16 protein-coding genes are annotated in these 16,268 nt (G+C 57.0%); 9 read left to right on the top strand and 7 right to left on the bottom strand.

From position 1 onward, the window contains the following. Positions 1-2: 2 nt before the first annotated feature. The 7 genes from ispD (at position 3) to rpoS (ending at position 5,894) form a co-directional block, all read left to right on the top strand. On the top strand, positions 3-713 hold the full coding sequence (gene ispD / locus F153LOC_RS18270; protein WP_102105448.1) for a 2-C-methyl-D-erythritol 4-phosphate cytidylyltransferase: 711 nt from the start codon (positions 3-5) through the stop codon (positions 711-713). Then, complete coding sequence (gene ispF, locus F153LOC_RS18265; protein WP_017457714.1) at positions 713-1,192, top strand: 2-C-methyl-D-erythritol 2,4-cyclodiphosphate synthase; 480 nt, start codon at positions 713-715, stop codon at positions 1,190-1,192. Before ispD ends, ispF begins: the two co-directional genes overlap by 1 nt. Further along, positions 1,189-2,238 (top strand): tRNA pseudouridine(13) synthase TruD, encoded by a 1,050-nt coding sequence (gene truD, locus F153LOC_RS18260; RefSeq protein ID WP_102105447.1) that lies wholly within the window; start codon positions 1,189-1,191, stop codon positions 2,236-2,238. The genes ispF and truD overlap by 4 nt, the downstream gene beginning before the upstream one ends. Further along, on the top strand, positions 2,219-2,980 hold the full coding sequence (gene surE / locus F153LOC_RS18255; RefSeq protein WP_102105446.1) for a 5'/3'-nucleotidase SurE: 762 nt from the start codon (positions 2,219-2,221) through the stop codon (positions 2,978-2,980). The genes truD and surE overlap by 20 nt, the downstream gene beginning before the upstream one ends. Continuing rightward, positions 2,974-3,600, top strand: a complete 627-nt coding sequence (locus tag F153LOC_RS18250) for a protein-L-isoaspartate(D-aspartate) O-methyltransferase (RefSeq protein WP_102105445.1) — start codon at positions 2,974-2,976, stop codon at positions 3,598-3,600. The genes surE and F153LOC_RS18250 overlap by 7 nt, the downstream gene beginning before the upstream one ends. 116 nt (positions 3,601-3,716) lie before the next feature. After that, entirely contained in the window at positions 3,717-4,841 is a 1,125-nt protein-coding gene (gene nlpD, locus F153LOC_RS18245) for a murein hydrolase activator NlpD (protein WP_100779140.1), read from the top strand. A 60-nt stretch (positions 4,842-4,901) separates the two neighbouring features. Further along, positions 4,902-5,894 carry an RNA polymerase sigma factor RpoS gene (gene rpoS / locus F153LOC_RS18240; RefSeq protein ID WP_095283101.1) on the top strand — a complete coding sequence of 331 codons (993 nt, stop codon included), beginning with the start codon at positions 4,902-4,904 and terminating at the stop codon, positions 5,892-5,894. A gap of 49 nt (positions 5,895-5,943) precedes the next feature. Here the strand turns inward: rpoS and F153LOC_RS18235 are convergent, their stop codons facing one another. After that, on the bottom strand, positions 5,944-6,321 hold the full coding sequence (locus F153LOC_RS18235; RefSeq protein ID WP_102105444.1) for a DUF4440 domain-containing protein: 378 nt from the start codon (positions 6,319-6,321) through the stop codon (positions 5,944-5,946). Then, positions 6,318-7,526: an MFS transporter gene (locus F153LOC_RS18230; protein ID WP_102105443.1), complete on the bottom strand. Its 1,209-nt coding sequence runs from the start codon at positions 7,524-7,526 to the stop codon at positions 6,318-6,320. Before F153LOC_RS18230 ends, F153LOC_RS18235 begins: the two co-directional genes overlap by 4 nt. Positions 7,527-7,635: 109 nt before the next feature. On the opposite strand from F153LOC_RS18230, the gene F153LOC_RS18225 reads away from it, so the two are divergent. Further along, positions 7,636-8,523: a LysR family transcriptional regulator gene (locus F153LOC_RS18225; protein ID WP_102105442.1), complete on the top strand. Its 888-nt coding sequence runs from the start codon at positions 7,636-7,638 to the stop codon at positions 8,521-8,523. 16 nt (positions 8,524-8,539) lie between these two features. On the opposite strand, the gene mutS is transcribed toward F153LOC_RS18225, so the two are convergent. Continuing rightward, positions 8,540-11,101 carry a DNA mismatch repair protein MutS gene (gene mutS / locus F153LOC_RS18220; protein ID WP_102105441.1) on the bottom strand — a complete coding sequence of 854 codons (2,562 nt, stop codon included), beginning with the start codon at positions 11,099-11,101 and terminating at the stop codon, positions 8,540-8,542. Between the two features lie 113 nt (positions 11,102-11,214). Then, positions 11,215-11,445, bottom strand: a complete 231-nt coding sequence (locus F153LOC_RS18215; protein ID WP_102105440.1) for a SymE family type I addiction module toxin — start codon at positions 11,443-11,445, stop codon at positions 11,215-11,217. A gap of 187 nt (positions 11,446-11,632) precedes the next feature. On the opposite strand from F153LOC_RS18215, the gene F153LOC_RS18210 reads away from it, so the two are divergent. Then, positions 11,633-11,977 (top strand): nitrous oxide-stimulated promoter family protein, encoded by a 345-nt coding sequence (locus F153LOC_RS18210; RefSeq protein ID WP_102105439.1) that lies wholly within the window; start codon positions 11,633-11,635, stop codon positions 11,975-11,977. Between the two features lie 27 nt (positions 11,978-12,004). Here F153LOC_RS18210 and flhA read toward each other — a convergent pair whose 3' ends face one another. Genes flhA through hypD form a run of 3 tightly spaced genes read right to left on the bottom strand, consistent with a single transcriptional unit; the run spans position 12,005 to position 16,266 of the window. Then, on the bottom strand, positions 12,005-14,077 hold the full coding sequence (gene flhA / locus F153LOC_RS18205) for a formate hydrogenlyase transcriptional activator FlhA (RefSeq protein ID WP_102105438.1): 2,073 nt from the start codon (positions 14,075-14,077) through the stop codon (positions 12,005-12,007). A 60-nt stretch (positions 14,078-14,137) separates the two neighbouring features. Continuing rightward, positions 14,138-15,148, bottom strand: a complete 1,011-nt coding sequence (gene hypE / locus F153LOC_RS18200) for a hydrogenase expression/formation protein HypE (protein ID WP_102105437.1) — start codon at positions 15,146-15,148, stop codon at positions 14,138-14,140. Next, positions 15,145-16,266, bottom strand: coding sequence for a hydrogenase formation protein HypD (gene hypD / locus F153LOC_RS18195; RefSeq protein ID WP_102105436.1), 1,122 nt, complete (start codon positions 16,264-16,266; stop codon positions 15,145-15,147). The genes hypE and hypD overlap by 4 nt, the downstream gene beginning before the upstream one ends. Between the last annotated feature and the right edge of the window lie 2 nt (positions 16,267-16,268).

Below are 16,268 nucleotides of genomic sequence, written 5' to 3'. Positions count from 1 at the left end.
ACATGGCAGTGACTTTTTCGGATGTATGCGCTGTGGTACCGGCAGCAGGTTTCGGTCGGCGCATGCAAACAGAGTGTCCTAAGCAGTACCTTTCCATTGGCGATAAAACGATCCTTGAACACTCCGTCGCGGCGCTGCTGGCGCACCCACGGGTGACGCGCGTCGTGATCGCCATCAGTCCGGGCGATGCCCGTTTTGCCGATCTACCGCTGGCAAATCACCCACAGATTACCGTCGTTGATGGTGGCACAGAGCGCGCCGACTCCGTTCTTGCAGGCCTTCGCGCGGCGGGTGATGCCGAGTGGGTGCTGGTGCACGACGCTGCACGCCCCTGCCTGCATCAGGACGATCTGGCCCGTCTGCTTAAGCTCAGCGAAACCAGCGCCACGGGTGGCATTCTGGCCTCGCCCGTGCGCGACACCATGAAGCGCGCAGAGCCGGGCGTTCAAGCTATCGCTCATACCGTTGAGCGCGTCGATTTATGGCACGCGCTGACCCCCCAGTTTTTCCCCCGCGAACTGCTCAAAAGCTGTTTAACCCGCGCCCTTGATGAAGGCGCCACCATCACCGACGAAGCCTCGGCGCTGGAGTATTGCGGTTTTCACCCTGAGCTGATTGAGGGGCGCGCTGATAATATAAAAGTGACGCGCCCGGAAGACTTACAGCTCGCGGAATTTTATCTTACCCGTACGATCCCTCAGGAGAAGGCATAATGCGAATTGGACACGGTTTTGACGTACACGCCTTTGGCGGCGTTGGCCCGATTATCATTGGCGGCGTACGCATACCCTTCGAGAAGGGCTTACTCGCACACTCTGATGGCGATGTTGCGCTGCATGCCTTAACCGATGCTCTGCTCGGCGCGGCGGCGCTGGGCGATATCGGTAAACTGTTCCCGGACACCGATCCGGCGTTTAAAGGCGCGGACAGCCGCGAGCTGCTGCGTGAAGCCTGGCGCCGGATTCAGGCGAAGGGCTATACCCTCGGTAATGTCGATGTGACGATCATCGCTCAGGCGCCAAAAATGCTGCCGCACATTCCGCAGATGCGCGTTTTTATCGCTGAAGATCTCGGCTGCCATATGGATGACGTTAACGTCAAAGCGACCACCACCGAGAAGCTCGGCTTTACCGGTCGCGGCGAAGGTATCGCCTGTGAGGCTGTGGCGCTGCTGGTGAAGGCGGCCAAATGATCGACTTTGCTAACCTGACGTATCTGCACGGCAAACCACAGGGAAATGGCCTGCTGAAAGCCAGCCCAGAAGATTTCGTGGTCGTGGAAGATCTCGGCTTTGAGCCGGACGGCGAAGGCGAGCATATTCTGGTGCGTATTCTGAAAAACGGCTGCAACACCCGTTTTGTGGCCGATGCGCTGGCAAAATTCCTCAAGATTCATGCTCGCGAAGTGAGCTTTGCGGGGCAAAAAGACAAACACGCGGTCACGGAACAGTGGCTGTGCGCGCGCGTGCCGGGCAATGCGATGCCTGATTTAAGCAAATTTGAGCTTGAAGGCTGTAAAGTGCTGGAGTACGCCCGCCACAAGCGCAAACTGCGCCTGGGGGCGCTTCAGGGCAATACGTTTACCCTGGTGCTGCGTGAAGTCACAGACCGTGATGACGTCGAAAAACGTCTGACGGCCATCAACGAGCAGGGTGTGCCGAACTATTTCGGTACCCAGCGTTTCGGGATTGGCGGCAGCAATTTGCAGGGCGCGCTGCGCTGGGCGCAGAGCAATGCCCCGGTTCGCGACAGGAATAAACGCAGTTTTTGGTTGTCGGCAGCCCGCAGTGCGTTGTTTAATCAGATTGTGAGCGAACGACTGAAAAAAACGGACGCGAATCAAGTTGTTGTCGGCGATGCGCTACAATTAGCGGGACGCGGCAGTTGGTTCGTCGCCACAAGCGATGAGATGGCCGATCTGCAGGCACGCGTCGAGAATAAAACGCTGCTGATTACCGCCGCGCTGCCCGGCTCGGGAGAGTGGGGAACGCAGGGCGACGCGCTGGTCGCGGAGCAGGCGGCGGTTGCAGAGGCGGCAGAATTACAATCATTGCTGGTGCGGGAGAAAGTTGAAGCGGCACGCCGCGCGATGCTGCTCTATCCGCAGCAGCTAAGCTGGAACTGGTGGGATGACGTAACCGTAGAGTTACGTTTCTGGCTGCCGGCAGGGAGCTTTGCCACCAGTGTTGTCAGGGAACTAATCAATACGTCGGGTGACTATGCGAATATTGCTGAGTAACGATGATGGGATCCATGCGCCTGGAATTCAGACGCTGGCTAAACACCTTCGCGAGTTTGCCGAGGTGCAGGTTGTTGCTCCCGATCGTAACCGCAGCGGTGCCTCCAACTCATTAACGCTGGAGTCGTCCCTTCGCACTTTTACTTATGAAAACGGCGATATCGCGGTGCAGATGGGGACGCCAACGGACTGCGTTTTCCTCGGCGTTAACGCCCTGATGCGCCCGCGCCCGGACGTGGTGGTCTCAGGCATCAACGCTGGCCCAAACTTGGGCGATGACGTGATCTACTCCGGAACGGTTGCGGCAGCGATGGAGGGGCGTCATCTCGGGTTCCCTGCGCTGGCGGTCTCGCTCAATGGTTATACCCATTACGAGACGGCCGCTGCCGTCACCTGTTCGATCCTGCGCGCCCTCAGCCGTGAGCCGCTGCGCACCGGTCGCATTCTGAATATCAACGTGCCGGATCTGCCCCTTGCCGAGATCAAAGGTATTCGCGTGACGCGCTGTGGCAGTCGCCATCCAGCCGATCAGGTGATCCCTCAGCAAGATCCGCGCGGAAATACGCTTTACTGGATTGGTCCTCCTGGCGAGCAGTGCGACGCCGGGCCAGATACGGACTTTGCGGCGGTGGATGCAGGCTATGTGTCCGTTACGCCGCTGCACGTAGATTTAACCGCCTATAACGCGCAAGATGTGGTCTCAGGCTGGCTGGAACGTGCCGGGGTGAACACACAATGGTAAGTAAACGTGTACAAGCTCTTCTGACTCAATTACGCACTCAGGGCATCACCGACGAGCGTGTGCTTGAGGCAATCTCACAGGTTCCGCGTGAGAAATTTGTGGATGAGGCGTTTGAACACAAAGCGTGGGAAAACGTCGCTTTGCCGATTGGGCAAGGGCAGACGATTTCACAGCCGTATATGGTTGCGCGTATGACGGAGCTGCTGGAGCTGACGCCGGAATCCCGGGTGCTGGAAATCGGCACCGGTTCAGGGTATCAGACGGCGATTCTGGCCCATCTCGTCCATCATGTCTGCTCCGTCGAGCGGATCAAAGGCTTGCAGTGGCACGCCCGTCGTCGCCTTAAACAGCTCGATTTACATAACGTTTCCACTCGTCACGGCGATGGCTGGCAGGGCTGGCAGGCCCGTGCGCCATTTGATGCCATTATCGTGACGGCAGCACCGCTTGAGATCCCGGCCGCGCTTCTGGGGCAGCTGGATGATGGCGGTATTCTCGTTTTGCCGGTGGGCGATGAACAACAGCTTCTGAAGCGTGTTTGTCGACGGGGCGGCGAGTTCATTATCGATACCGTTGAAGCCGTGCGTTTTGTGCCTCTTGTTAAGGGAGAGCTTGCCTGATACTCGGAATTTTCCAGGGTTATTCGGAAAAATTCAGCGTATGGTGTGGCGCAAAAGGTTCGAGCCATCACGGTTAATTTTAAGTCACTGGTAGTTAACACATTCCTGGGGGATAAATGAGCGCGGGAAGCCCGAAATTCACCATCAGCCGTGTCGCGGCATTGTCATTGGTTTCGCTTTGGCTGGCAGGTTGCACGAGTTCTAATAACCCCCCTGCGCCAGTGAGCTCAGTTGGCGGGAGCAGCAATTCGGGGAATACTTCCGGTGGAATGCTGATTACGCCTCCGCCTAAAATGGGCACTGCGGCACCGCAGCAAACTCCGCAGATCCAGCCTGTTCAAACGCCGATCACGCAGCCAACTCAGATTCAGCCAGTGCAACAACCTGTGCAGACCGAGAATGGCCGCATAGTCTATAACCGCAAGTATGGGAACATTCCGAAAGGAAGTTATACGGGCGGCAGCACCTACACCGTAAAACGTGGCGACACGCTGTTCTATATTGCGTGGATCACCGGGAACGATTTCCGTGACCTCGCCCAGCGAAACAACGTACAAGCCCCGTATGGCCTGGAAGTCGGCCAGACGCTGCAGGTCGGTAATGCGACCGGTACGCCGCTGACCCCAGGCAACTCTGTTTCAGCCGCGGATGTCACCGCGCAAAACAATAGTGTGAAACCTGCGCAAAATACCAGCGCGGTGGTTGCTTCACAACCAACAATTACGTATTCTGAAGACTCAGGTGAACAGAGTGCTAACAAAATGTTGCCGAATAATAAGCCGTCTGCGACTGTCGTCACAGCACCGGTTACGGCACCTGTGGTTAGCTCTTCCGTACCGACTGCCAGCAGTCAAACCGCCAGTGCGCCAATTTCAACCTGGCGCTGGCCGACTGATGGCAAGGTTATCGAGAACTTCTCTTCCTCCGAGGGGGGAAACAAAGGGATCGATATCGCAGGAAGTAAGGGACAGGCAATCATCGCGACCGCAGATGGACGCGTTGTATATGCCGGTAACGCTCTGCGCGGTTACGGTAATCTTATTATCATCAAACATAACGATGATTACCTGAGTGCCTACGCCCATAACGATACAATGCTGGTCCGGGAACAACAAGAAATCAAGGCGGGGCAAAAAATCGCTACCATGGGTAGCACCGGCACCAGTTCTACACGCTTGCATTTTGAAATTCGTTACAAGGGGAAATCCGTAAACCCGCTGCAATATTTACCGCAGCGATAATTTGACGGGACATACCACTTCAGGGTGTCTCGTTCAGGGATCACGGGTAGGAGCCACCTTATGAGTCAGAATACGCTGAAAGTTCATGATTTAAATGAAGATGCGGAATTTGATGAGAACGGAGCCGAGTCTTTTGATGAGAAAGCCTTGGTTGAAGAGGAACCCAGTGATAACGATTTAGCTGAAGAAGAGCTGTTATCGCAGGGCGCCACACAGCGTGTGCTTGACGCGACTCAGCTTTACCTTGGGGAGATTGGTTATTCCCCACTGTTAACGGCCGAAGAAGAAGTCTATTTCGCGCGTCGCGCATTGCGTGGAGATGTAGCCTCACGCCGCCGCATGATCGAAAGTAACCTGCGTCTGGTGGTGAAAATTGCTCGTCGTTACAGCAATCGTGGTCTGGCACTGCTGGATCTGATTGAAGAGGGCAACCTGGGCCTGATCCGCGCCGTTGAGAAGTTTGACCCAGAACGTGGGTTCCGTTTCTCTACGTACGCGACCTGGTGGATTCGTCAGACTATCGAACGGGCGATTATGAACCAAACCCGTACGATCCGCCTGCCGATTCACATCGTCAAAGAGTTGAACGTCTATCTGCGTACTGCACGTGAGTTGTCCCATAAACTGGATCACGAGCCAAGTGCGGAAGAGATTGCCGAGCAGCTCGATAAACCGGTTGATGACGTAAGCCGTATGCTGCGTCTTAACGAGCGCATTACCTCCGTCGACACCCCGCTGGGTGGCGATTCCGAAAAAGCGCTGCTGGACATCCTGGCCGATGAAAAAGACAACGGCCCGGAAGACACCACGCAAGACGATGATATGAAACAGAGCATCGTCAAATGGCTGTTCGAACTGAACGCCAAACAGCGTGAAGTGCTGGCACGTCGTTTCGGTCTGCTGGGGTATGAAGCTGCGACACTGGAAGATGTTGGCCGTGAGATTGGCCTGACTCGTGAACGTGTTCGTCAGATTCAGGTAGAAGGTTTGCGTCGCCTGCGTGAAATCCTGCAGGGACAAGGGCTGAATATCGAAGCGCTGTTCCGCGAATAAGCACCTTTTCATCAAAAAAGGCCCGTCGAGAGACGGGCCTTTTTCTTTTCTAACGTTCGACTGTTTCGTGAAGATGGCGCCAGAGCACGCTATCCCCTTGTTGACGTAATACCACGGTTGACCATCGCAGGGTCGTTGGCGCTGAAGGCTGACGTTGTACTTCGCGATAACGTAACACTGCGCCATGCGGCCACGCCTCCAGCACGTCCACATTGTCGACTAAAATGGAAAGCCCCGGACGGCTGCCGCGCTGTGCCAGAAAGAACGCGCTCAGGGCAGGATAATCCAGGCATGCCCCGGTCGGTGTCACCATGGTAAATCCCTCGCAGAAATGCGCCATTAGCGCGTCGTGATCGCCTTCGCTTTTGCCGAGCCAGTTTTCAATGGCAATGTGCGCGTCGATGATTTCATCTTTAAACAGATTCATGATGGTTCCTTATGAAGGTGGATAAGTACCTGCTGGTTGTTCAGTCGGATCGCGCTAAACAGCGGTACAAGCGTGATGAGGCCTGCAAGAATGAATGTCCCGTGCCATGCCTGAAGGGGGGTGAAAATCTGTTGCAGAGTGCTCAACATCACGGCCAGCAGCGTAGCCCCCAGAAGGAAACTCAGCTGGCGATTGATATTCCACAGGGCGCTGGCGTCCGGCATCTCGTCAAAGGCTACGTTAAGAAAAGCGGTGCTTTGAGCGGTGCTGCTGCACAGACTGCCACCAGCTCCCATCAGTACGAAGAGGGCGATGATGATGTATTCAGGGGTTGTCGCTGATACCACTGATAAACCCGCGATTCCCGCCGCCTGCAGCAGACAGCCGGTCATTATCAGAGGGCGTGGGCCAAGACGGTTGAAATATTTGCCGGTGGTGGAAATGGCGATAAACGAGGCGAGCGACCAGGGGAGCATCAGCGCACCCGTTGCCGCCGGGGTCATCTTCACAACACTCTGCAGATAAAACAGGCCGACCAGGTTCACGCCAATGAAAATCCCCGGTACGCATAAATAGATCAGCATCGCGAAGCGCAGCAGCGGGTCGGACAGCAGCGGCAAATGCAGTAAACGAGCAGGCCCTGATGGCGTGGTGTCGTTTTTGAGCCACAGGCAGGCCAGCAGCAGCGTGACGACCGCAAGCGGCAGCGGTGCAAAAAAGATCCATCGCCAGCTAAAGAACTGAATAAGCACTCCCCCCAGCGCCGGCGCACTCGCGGGAGCGAGCAGGGCGACCAGCATTACCGCTGTCGATAATCCGGCCCGCTCATGGGGTTTAAACTGTTGCCACGCCAGGGCCTGCCCAACCGGGATCAACAGACCACCACCCGCTCCCTGAAGCACCCGCCAGAAGATCAGATGGCTCAGTGACTCCGCCAGCCCGGCGGCGGACGCCGCAGCAAAGAACAGGGTCAGAGAGAGAATAAAAAGGCGCTTTGCGCCAATCCTGCGGGTGATAAGGGCGCTAAAAGGGATGACCAGCGTCATGCCTGCAATGTAGCCATTACTGACCCATGCCAGCGCAGGGGCGGATGAGTTTAGCTCCACCGCCATCGCCGGGAAGGCGACGCTGGCGATAAACATATTGATGAGGTCGAGAAAAAAGCCCAGCAGAAACACGATGGCGACTTTATGGCGATACGTCATGATTTACCCTCTGTTAAGGAGCGGTAATGTATCTCCCAGAAAGCGTGGGATAAACGGCATCGCTGGCGATATACTGTCAAAATAATTTTGACAGTAATGGCTTTAAGCAATGCTCAATCTACAACGAATGACGATTTTCGTGGCGGTGGTGGATACCGGCAGTTTTACCGCGGCGGCCACTACGCTTGGGCAAACCAAAGCCGTTGTCAGTTTTAATATTCGCCAGCTGGAGAATGAGCTGGGCGTAACGTTACTTCTGCGCTCTACGCGTAGAATCACCCTCACGGAAGCGGGCGCGCTCTTTTATCAGCGTGGCGTCGAGCTGTTAAAAGCGGCGGAGAATTTGCAGGATGAAGTCAGGGCCAGCCACGTTGGGCTGAGCGGTGAGCTACGAATCACCTCCACGCCGGAGTACGGTGCGCAGGTGATTATCCCGATTCTGGCGGAGTTCAGTCGGCTTCATCCGGATTTACGGATACGCCACGTTGCGTCGTCGCATCATGCCGATTTGATTGCAGAGCGTTTTGACGTCGCCATTCGATTGGGGACGCTGGCCGACTCTCGCTATCACGCCGCGCAGATTTCGCGTTTCGCGATTATGCCCGTAGCCGCCCCTGAATGGCTCGCTAAACACCCGGTTGATTCGCTGGACGTACTGGCGCGGGCCGAGTGGCTGATTCATGACCGCCTTACTGCGCCATTACGCTGGCAGGTGACGGATGCCTGTGGAAAAAATGCGCTGTTAGAGATCACGCGCCCTGCGCGGCTGTTTGCCGACAGCGCTCAGGCGCTGATGGCCTTTGCGCTCGCGGGAGCGGGCGTGGCATTGCTGCCAGAATGGCTGGTAAAAAATGCACTGGAAAAGGGGCGTCTGATACACGTCTTACCCGACTACACCTTTGCGCAGCAGGGCATTTATGCGGTCTATCCCGATGCGCAGCATGTCTCGGCTAAGGTGCGCGTGTTTATCGACTATCTGCGCACCCGAGCCGGTTAATGCTGCCTGAGATAATTTACGCCAGATTCTTCAGGCGATAGATCCACTCCAACGCCTGACGCGGCGTCAGAGAGTCTGGATCGAGATTCTCCAGCGCTTCGAGCGCCGGTGAGGTCTCTTCCGCCAGCGTCAGCAAAGACATCTGTGAGCCGTCAATCTGCGTTGCAGCAGCGTTCGGCGACAGGCTTTCCAGCTCGCGGAGTTTCTGGCGCGCGCGTTTAATCACCTCTTTTGGCACGCCCGCCAGCGCGGCAACGGCCAGGCCGTAGCTCTTGCTGGCCGCTCCGTCCTGCACCGTATGCATGAAAGCGATGGTATCGCCGTGCTCAAGCGCATCCAGATGAACGTTGGCGACACCCTCCATTTTCTCTGGCAGTTGCGTCAGTTCAAAGTAGTGCGTCGCAAACAGGGTCAGCGCTTTGATCTTATTCGCCAGACTTTCAGCGCACGCCCATGCAAGGGAAAGGCCATCGTAGGTAGAGGTACCGCGACCGATCTCATCCATCAGCACCAGGCTGTTTTCCGTCGCATTGTGCAGAATGTTGGCGGTTTCGGTCATCTCGACCATGAAGGTCGAGCGGCCACTGGCCAGATCGTCCGCCGCGCCCACGCGGGTGAAGATGCGATCGATAGGACCGATCTCCACGCTCTGCGCCGGAACATAGCTGCCGATATAAGCCAGCAGGGCGATCAGCGCAGTCTGACGCATATAGGTACTTTTACCGCCCATGTTCGGGCCGGTGATGATCAGCATGCGACGCTGGGCAGAGAGGTTCAGCGGGTTGGCGATAAACGGCTCGTTGAGCACCTGCTCAACCACCGGATGACGCCCTTCGGCAATGCGTATACCCGGTTTGTCGCTGAACGTCGGACAAGTGTAATTGAGCGTATCAGCGCGTTCCGCCAGGTTCACCAGCACATCCAGCTCGGCAAGCGCGCTTGCGCTCAACTGCATATCAGCCAGGTGCGGCAGGAGCGTGTCGAACAGCTCTTCATAAAGCTGCTTTTCCAATGCCAGGGCTTTGCCTTTGGAGGTGAGAACTTTGTCTTCGTACTCTTTCAGCTCTGGAATGATGTAGCGTTCGGCATTCTTTAGCGTCTGGCGACGAACGTAGTGAATCGGCGCCATGTGACTCTGTCCACGGCTGATTTGAATGTAATAACCGTGAATCGCGTTGTAGCCGACTTTCAGGGTATCCAGGCCCAGACGCTCGCGCTCGCGGATTTCAAGCTTATCCAGATAATCAGTGGCCCCGTCTGCCAGGGCGCGCCATTCGTCCAGCTCTTCGTTGTAACCCGGGGCAATCACACCGCCGTCGCGAACCAGCACCGGCGGCGCTTCCACAACCGCGCGCTCCAGCAGTTCGCGCAGCTCGGTAAATTCACCCATGCTTTCGCGCAGCTTTTGCACCGGCACGCTGTCGACTTCCGCCAGCTGCGCGCGCAGTTCAGGTAACTGCTGGAAGGCGTGGCGCATACGGGCCAGATCGCGCGGACGCGCAGTGCGCAGCGCGAGACGGGCCAGAATACGTTCCAGATCACCCACCTGGCGCAGCACGGGCTGTAATTCTGTAAAGCGATCCTGCAGCGCGCCTATGGTCTGCTGGCGGCTTTTCAGCACGGCCGTATCGCGCACCGGCATATGCAGCCAGCGTTTAAGCATACGGCTGCCCATCGGCGTGACGGTACTGTCGAGCACCGCCGCGAGCGTGTTTTCAACCCCACCGGCCAGATTCTGAGTGATCTCCAGATTACGGCGCGTAGCGGCATCCATGATGATGCTGTCCTGCTGACGCTCCATGGTAATTGAGCGAATGTGCGGCAGGGTGGTGCGCTGCGTGTCTTTCACATACTGCAGCAGGCAGCCTGCAGCGCAGAGACCGCGCGGGGCGTTCTCTACACCAAAGCCAATCAGGTCGCGGGTGCCAAACTGTAGATTTAACTGCTGGCGAGCCGTGTCAATTTCGAACTCCCACAGTGGGCGACGGCGCAGACCACGACGCCCTTCAATCAGGGCCATCTCGGCGAAATCTTCGGCGTAAAGCAGTTCCGCCGGATTGGTGCGCTGCAGCTCTGCCGCCATGGTTTCACGGTCGGCGGGTTCGCTCAGGCGAAAACGCCCGGAGCTAATATCCAGCGTGGCATAGCCGTAGCCTTTGCTGTCCTGCCAGATGGCGGCGAGCAGGTTATCCTGACGCTCCTGCAACAGCGCTTCGTCGCTGATGGTACCCGGCGTAACGATGCGCACAACCTTGCGCTCAACGGGGCCTTTGGAGGTCGCCGGATCGCCTATCTGTTCACAGATGGCAACGGATTCACCCTGATTCACCAGCTTCGCCAGATAGTTTTCCACTGCATGATGCGGGATCCCGGCCATCGGGATCGGTTCACCTGCTGACGCGCCACGTTTGGTCAGAGAGATGTCGAGAAGCTGCGACGCCCGTTTGGCATCGTCATAGAAAAGCTCGTAAAAGTCGCCCATACGATAAAACAGCAGAATTTCCGGATGCTGAGCTTTCAGTTTCAGGTACTGCTGCATCATCGGGGTATGCGCGGTTAAATTGTCGATTGTGCTCATGGAGTTATGATATCCATTTCTTTGAAATTGTTGCGTTTTGAGCGACCCACAGCTCGTTAATTCCCTCTATTGTCGCATGAAAAAATGGCGTGGCGCAGTAAAAAGTCGCGAGTTTACGCCGCCGCTTCATCCATCAGCTCAATGAGCAATTTCCCGTGTTCGACCCTCACCCGCACCTGCGAATTTGTTTTAAATCCTGCCTGTTCCAGCCAGTCGCCTTTCAGACTGAGGGCGGGGTGTACGCTGTAGCGCTTCGGAATTTTGGTCTTCCGATCTTCGTGACGCTTTCTGAAGTAGCCCACTTTAAGATGGCGATGGGGTTGAGCAATGATCATGTCAGACATAAAAACTCCCTTAACAGCGGCCAGGATGGCTTTAGATTTACCTGTATAAAATACCAGTAAAATGCGCCGGGAGTCGGTTTAAAACTGGAAGCGGCCTTCAGAAAATGAAATGCAAATGATGAAATCGGGCTGAAACAGGGGATATAAAAATGTATTATAAATGCACTTTATTAACCGGTAACGTGATATGTCAGGAAAACGCCTCTTCCGCGAAAAAGAGACTATCGGGAAAATGATTGCGCTGTATGAACAGCAATGCCCGGCGGCCACACATGAGGCAGGGCATTATCAGGCGCTGAAAGCCTATGCGGAAAAACGTCTGGATAAATGCGTGTTTGGTGAAGAGAAGCCCGCCTGCAAGCAGTGTCCGGTGCACTGTTACCAGCCCGCAAAACGCGAAGAGATGAAGCAGATTATGCGCTGGGCAGGGCCGCGAATGCTGTGGCGTCACCCGATTTTGACGATTCGTCATCTGATTGACGATCGCCGCCCGGTGCCAGAGCTGCCGGAAAAATATCGTCCGAAGAAGTGATGCCGTGCCGGGCACGGCATATTGCGTCTAGACCAGCATATCCTTTTCAATACCCAGCCGTTTCATGCGTGAAAGCAGCGTGGTGCGCTTCAGCCCCAGGCGCTGCGCGGCACCTTTCGGCCCGGCGACCACGCCGTTGGTCTCTTTAAGAATGCGGACTATCAGCTGGTATTCGTCCTCACCCTCCTGCGGAAGTTCTGCCGCAGGCAGCGGATTTTCTGCAACCATCAGCTCCGGCAGAGAGAGCTGTAACACGTTACCGCGCGTTAACAGCACCGCACGCTCAATAACGTTTTCCAGCTCACGGACGTTGCCCGGCCACTCCATCGCGGAGAGCGTGCGCAGGGTTTCCGCCGGAATACTGTCGATATTGCGCCCCATCCGGCGGGCGATTTTGGCGGTAAAGGCTTTGACCAGCAGCGGAATGTCGTCCGGGCGTTCGCGCAGGGGAGGCAGGCAAATCGGGAACACGTTCAGACGATAGTAGAGATCGTTACGGAACTCGCGATCGGCAACCATCTTTTTCAGATCGCGGTTAGTGGCGGCGATCAGGCGCACGTCGGTCTGGATCAGTTTGTTACTGCCGAGGCGTTCGAACTCCTGTTCCTGCAGCACGCGCAGCAGTTTTGGCTGCAACTCCAGCGGCATATCGCCCACTTCATCGAGGAACAGCGAGCTTTTATCGGCCAGTTCAAAACGACCGATGCGCTGGGTACTTGCGCCCGTAAACGCCCCGCGTTCGTGACCAAACAGATCGCTCTCGAGCAGTCCTGCCGGCATCGCCGCGCAGTTCATTTTCACCATTCGGCGGCTGTTGCGGTTGCTCAGATTGTGGATCGCGCGGGCGATCAGCTCTTTACCGGTGCCGGTTTCGCCGAGGATCAGCACCGTGCTGTCGCTCTGGGCCACCATCTCCACCTGCTTGAGCACGCTGAACATCGCGTCGCTGCGGCCAATGATCTCGCCGAATTCGCTGTCGACATTGTTCAGCTGTTCCGTCAGGGCCAGGTTCTCATCCACCAGCCGCTCTTTCAGGCGGTGAATCTCCTGATACGCCAGCGCATTATCGAGGGCGATGGCGATGCGCTCGGCAATCTGGCGCAGCAGCTTTAAGTTGGTGGTGGTAAAGATGTGCTCTTCACACTGGGCCAGTTTCAGTACGCCGAGCATGGTGTTGCCGGACATCAGCGGCAGCAGGCACAGGGTCTGGATCTGGTTGCCCCAGGAGTTAAACAGCATTCGCTCGTAGGGGGCCAGTTCGTCGCGCTCGCTCAGATTGAGCAGCAGCATCTCTTTGTTTTTAAACACCTGTTCCGACAAGGTTCCGGCTTCGTCAACTTCGCTCTGCTCATGGGCCGGATTAGTTTCATCCAGATAGTGGGTGGAATGAATCGTCAGTTTGCCCTTGCGATGACCCCGCAGCACGATGCTGATGGCGTCTATTTTGAAGTAGTGATGGATCTCTTTAGCGACTTCGCTCACCAGCTCGTCCATGTCCAGCCGGGAGAGCACCGCGTTGGTAATGGCGACCAGAATGCGGAAATTATCACGCTCGCGGCTCAGCAGATCGTAGTCGACATTATCCGTGACCCGGCTGTGGATCTGCTCCGCCACCACGCTGACAATTTGCGTAAAGGTATGCAGGCGCTCGTACTCCGCCTCGCTCCAGGGCTGATCGGCGTTACGGATAAACTCACAGCCGCCAAAGATACGCCCATCCACCGCCAGTGGCAGCAGACAGTAATGACCGAAGGGCGCATACAGCGGGCTTTCGGCAAGCCGTGGCCAGGCTTGGCGAAACTCGTCGAAATTGCAGTGCAGGGCGTCCGGGCGCGACAGAATACGACGCACAGGGCCGTGCGCCAGCACCGTTTCATCTTCATATTCGACAGGCTTGCCGTTATCGCGCGTAGCATAGTAGCTTGCGCGATGACTGGTGCTGTTCCAGAGCACAATCGCGGCGCTGTCTGCGAGGGCAGACTGCCTGACCAGCCGTGTGAGGGCATCGCTCAGTGAACCCAGGTCGGGCTGCTGTAAAAGTGTACGCGTAATATCAAACAGCCCTTGCTGTCCAAGATCGCTCATCGGTGTATACGACATATCGCTTCCAAAGAAACTGGCAAAAAAAAAGAAACAGTGCTGACCGCTGTTCGCGCGGTTCTAGCAAATTCGGGGTAACGGTTCTGAGTGTGGTAAATCCAGTGTGCGCTTGATGCCATACAGGCCGGTCAGTCGCACCCCTTTGCGCTCCACCACCTCCCCAATGATCGCGGCGTTCTGCCCCAGCGGATGGCTGCGCAGCTGTGCCAGTATGTTTTCGGCTGCGCTGCGTTCAACGCCAATCAGCAGTTTGCCTTCGTTGGCAAAGTTTAGCGGATCCAGGCCAAGCAGTTCGCACAGCCCGCGCACCGCCGGTTTGACGGGCAGTTGGCTTTCTACCAGCTCAATGCCGCAGCCGCTGGCGGCGGCGAACTCGTGGGCTACCGCATTTACGCCGCCGCGCGTGGCATCGCGCAGGGCTTTTACGCCTGCGCAGTTGCGCAAGGTCTGGATAAGCGGTGTCAGCACCGCGCAGTCGCTGCGCAGTTCGCCGTCCAGCCCCAGCCCTTCGCGCAGATTCAGGATCGTCGCGCCGTGACAGCCCAGCGTTCCGCTCACCAGCAGCACATCACCGACGGTAAGCTGCTGCGCCCCCCAGTGGATCTCCGCCGGGATCGCGCCCATGCCTGCGGTATTGATAAACAGTTTGTCTGCCGCACCGCGCTGCACCACTTTGGTATCGCCAGTGACAATGGCGATGCCTGCGTCGCGCGCGGTCTGCGCCATGCTGTTGACGACGGTGGTTAACGTTTCCATCGGCAGACCCTCTTCGAGGATAAAGCCGCAGGAGAGATAGCGTGGGATCGCCCCGCTTACCGCCACATCATTCGCCGTGCCGCACACCGCCAGCTTGCCGATATCACCGCCGGGGAAAAACAGCGGGTCGATGACGTAGCTGTCGGTGGAAAACGCCAGCCGATCGCCCTGCGCGGTGAGGGAGGAGAGCGCAATACGCGCCTGATCTTCCTGCTCAGCCAGCCAGGGGTTATCGAAGGCCGCCATAAACAGCCGCCCAATCAGCTGCTGCATCGCCTGGCCGCCGCTGCCGTGGGCCATTTCCACCGTCTTCATGCTTCACACTCCTGATTGCGGTACTGATACCACGCGGCGCAGGCCCCTTCGGACGAGACCATAAGCGCGCCAAATGCCGTTTGCGGATTACAGGTGTTGCCAAATAACGGGCATTGATGCGGTTTGCATTTGCCGGTTAACACCGCCCCACAGCGGGCACGGGGATCGTCGCACACCTGCTGCGGCTGCGGGCGGAAATGCGCTTCGGCGTCGAATGCCTGATACGCGGCGGTCAGATGCACGCCGGACTGCGCGATTAAACCCAGTCCGCGCCATTCGCTGTCGCCTTCGACGCTAAACACTTCGGCGATGGCCTGCTGCGCCAGCCGGTTGCCCGCATCGGGGACCACGCGGCGGTACTGATTTTCTACCGAACTCAGGGCTGCTATTTTCTGCTCAACCAGCATGTTCACGCCTTGTAGTAGATCAAGTGGTTCGAATCCAGCCACCACTAATGGGCGATGATACTCTGCGGCGATAAACCCATAGGCCTCGGTGCCTATCACCATGCTGACGTGGCCCGGTGCCAGAAACGCATCGATCCCGTTGTCAGGTTCGTCCAGCAGGCTGCGCAGGGTCGGGATAAGCGTAATGTGCTGACAGAAAAAGAAAAAATTGGTCAGATTCTGCTTTTTTGCCTGCTGTAGGGTGATGGCCGTGGCGGGCATGGTGGTTTCAAACCCCAGGCCGAAAAAGACCACTTTGCGTGCCGGATTCTCTGCCGCCAGCTTCAGGGCATCCATCGGCGAGTAGACGATACGCACATCCGCGCCGTGTGCGCGGGCCTGCATCAGCGAACCGTTTTTCCCCGGCACGCGCATCGCGTCGCCAAAGGTGCAAAAAATGACGTCCGGCTGGCGGGCAATCTCAATGCAGCTGTCGATGCGGCCCATCGGCAGCACGCACACCGGACAGCCAGGGCCGTGGATAAATTCAATGTTATCGGGCAGGAGCTGATCGAGACCGAATTTAAAGATCGCATGGGTGTGGCCGCCGCACACTTCCATGATGCGCAGCGGTCGCTCTGCGGTGTAATCCAGCCGGGCAGCGCGCGTTTTAAGGTGCGCGATAAGCTGCATCACCTGTTCCGGCGCGCGATATTCATCAACGTAGCGCATGA

Source organism: Lelliottia sp. F153 (assembly GCF_002870005.1).
GTDB lineage: Bacteria > Pseudomonadota > Gammaproteobacteria > Enterobacterales > Enterobacteriaceae > Enterobacter > Enterobacter nimipressuralis.
This window is presented reverse-complemented; position numbering and strand designations above follow the sequence as displayed.

Bases quoted from the DNA above. Each gene is read 5' to 3' on its own strand.
- ispD (WP_102105448.1), top strand. From the start codon at position 3: ATGGCAGTGACTTTTTCGGATGTATGCGCTGTGGTACCGGCAGCAGGT.
- ispF (WP_017457714.1), top strand. From the start codon at position 713: ATGCGAATTGGACACGGTTTTGACGTACACGCCTTTGGCGGCGTTGGC.
- truD (WP_102105447.1), top strand. From the start codon at position 1,189: ATGATCGACTTTGCTAACCTGACGTATCTGCACGGCAAACCACAGGGA.
- surE (WP_102105446.1), top strand. From the start codon at position 2,219: ATGCGAATATTGCTGAGTAACGATGATGGGATCCATGCGCCTGGAATT.
- F153LOC_RS18250 (WP_102105445.1), top strand. From the start codon at position 2,974: ATGGTAAGTAAACGTGTACAAGCTCTTCTGACTCAATTACGCACTCAG.
- nlpD (WP_100779140.1), top strand. From the start codon at position 3,717: ATGAGCGCGGGAAGCCCGAAATTCACCATCAGCCGTGTCGCGGCATTG.
- rpoS (WP_095283101.1), top strand. From the start codon at position 4,902: ATGAGTCAGAATACGCTGAAAGTTCATGATTTAAATGAAGATGCGGAA.
- F153LOC_RS18235 (WP_102105444.1), bottom strand. From the start codon at position 6,321: ATGAATCTGTTTAAAGATGAAATCATCGACGCGCACATTGCCATTGAA.
- F153LOC_RS18230 (WP_102105443.1), bottom strand. From the start codon at position 7,526: ATGACGTATCGCCATAAAGTCGCCATCGTGTTTCTGCTGGGCTTTTTT.
- F153LOC_RS18225 (WP_102105442.1), top strand. From the start codon at position 7,636: ATGCTCAATCTACAACGAATGACGATTTTCGTGGCGGTGGTGGATACC.
- mutS (WP_102105441.1), bottom strand. From the start codon at position 11,101: ATGAGCACAATCGACAATTTAACCGCGCATACCCCGATGATGCAGCAG.
- F153LOC_RS18215 (WP_102105440.1), bottom strand. From the start codon at position 11,445: ATGTCTGACATGATCATTGCTCAACCCCATCGCCATCTTAAAGTGGGC.
- F153LOC_RS18210 (WP_102105439.1), top strand. From the start codon at position 11,633: ATGTCAGGAAAACGCCTCTTCCGCGAAAAAGAGACTATCGGGAAAATG.
- flhA (WP_102105438.1), bottom strand. From the start codon at position 14,077: ATGTCGTATACACCGATGAGCGATCTTGGACAGCAAGGGCTGTTTGAT.
- hypE (WP_102105437.1), bottom strand. From the start codon at position 15,148: ATGAAGACGGTGGAAATGGCCCACGGCAGCGGCGGCCAGGCGATGCAG.
- hypD (WP_102105436.1), bottom strand. From the start codon at position 16,266: ATGCGCTACGTTGATGAATATCGCGCGCCGGAACAGGTGATGCAGCTT.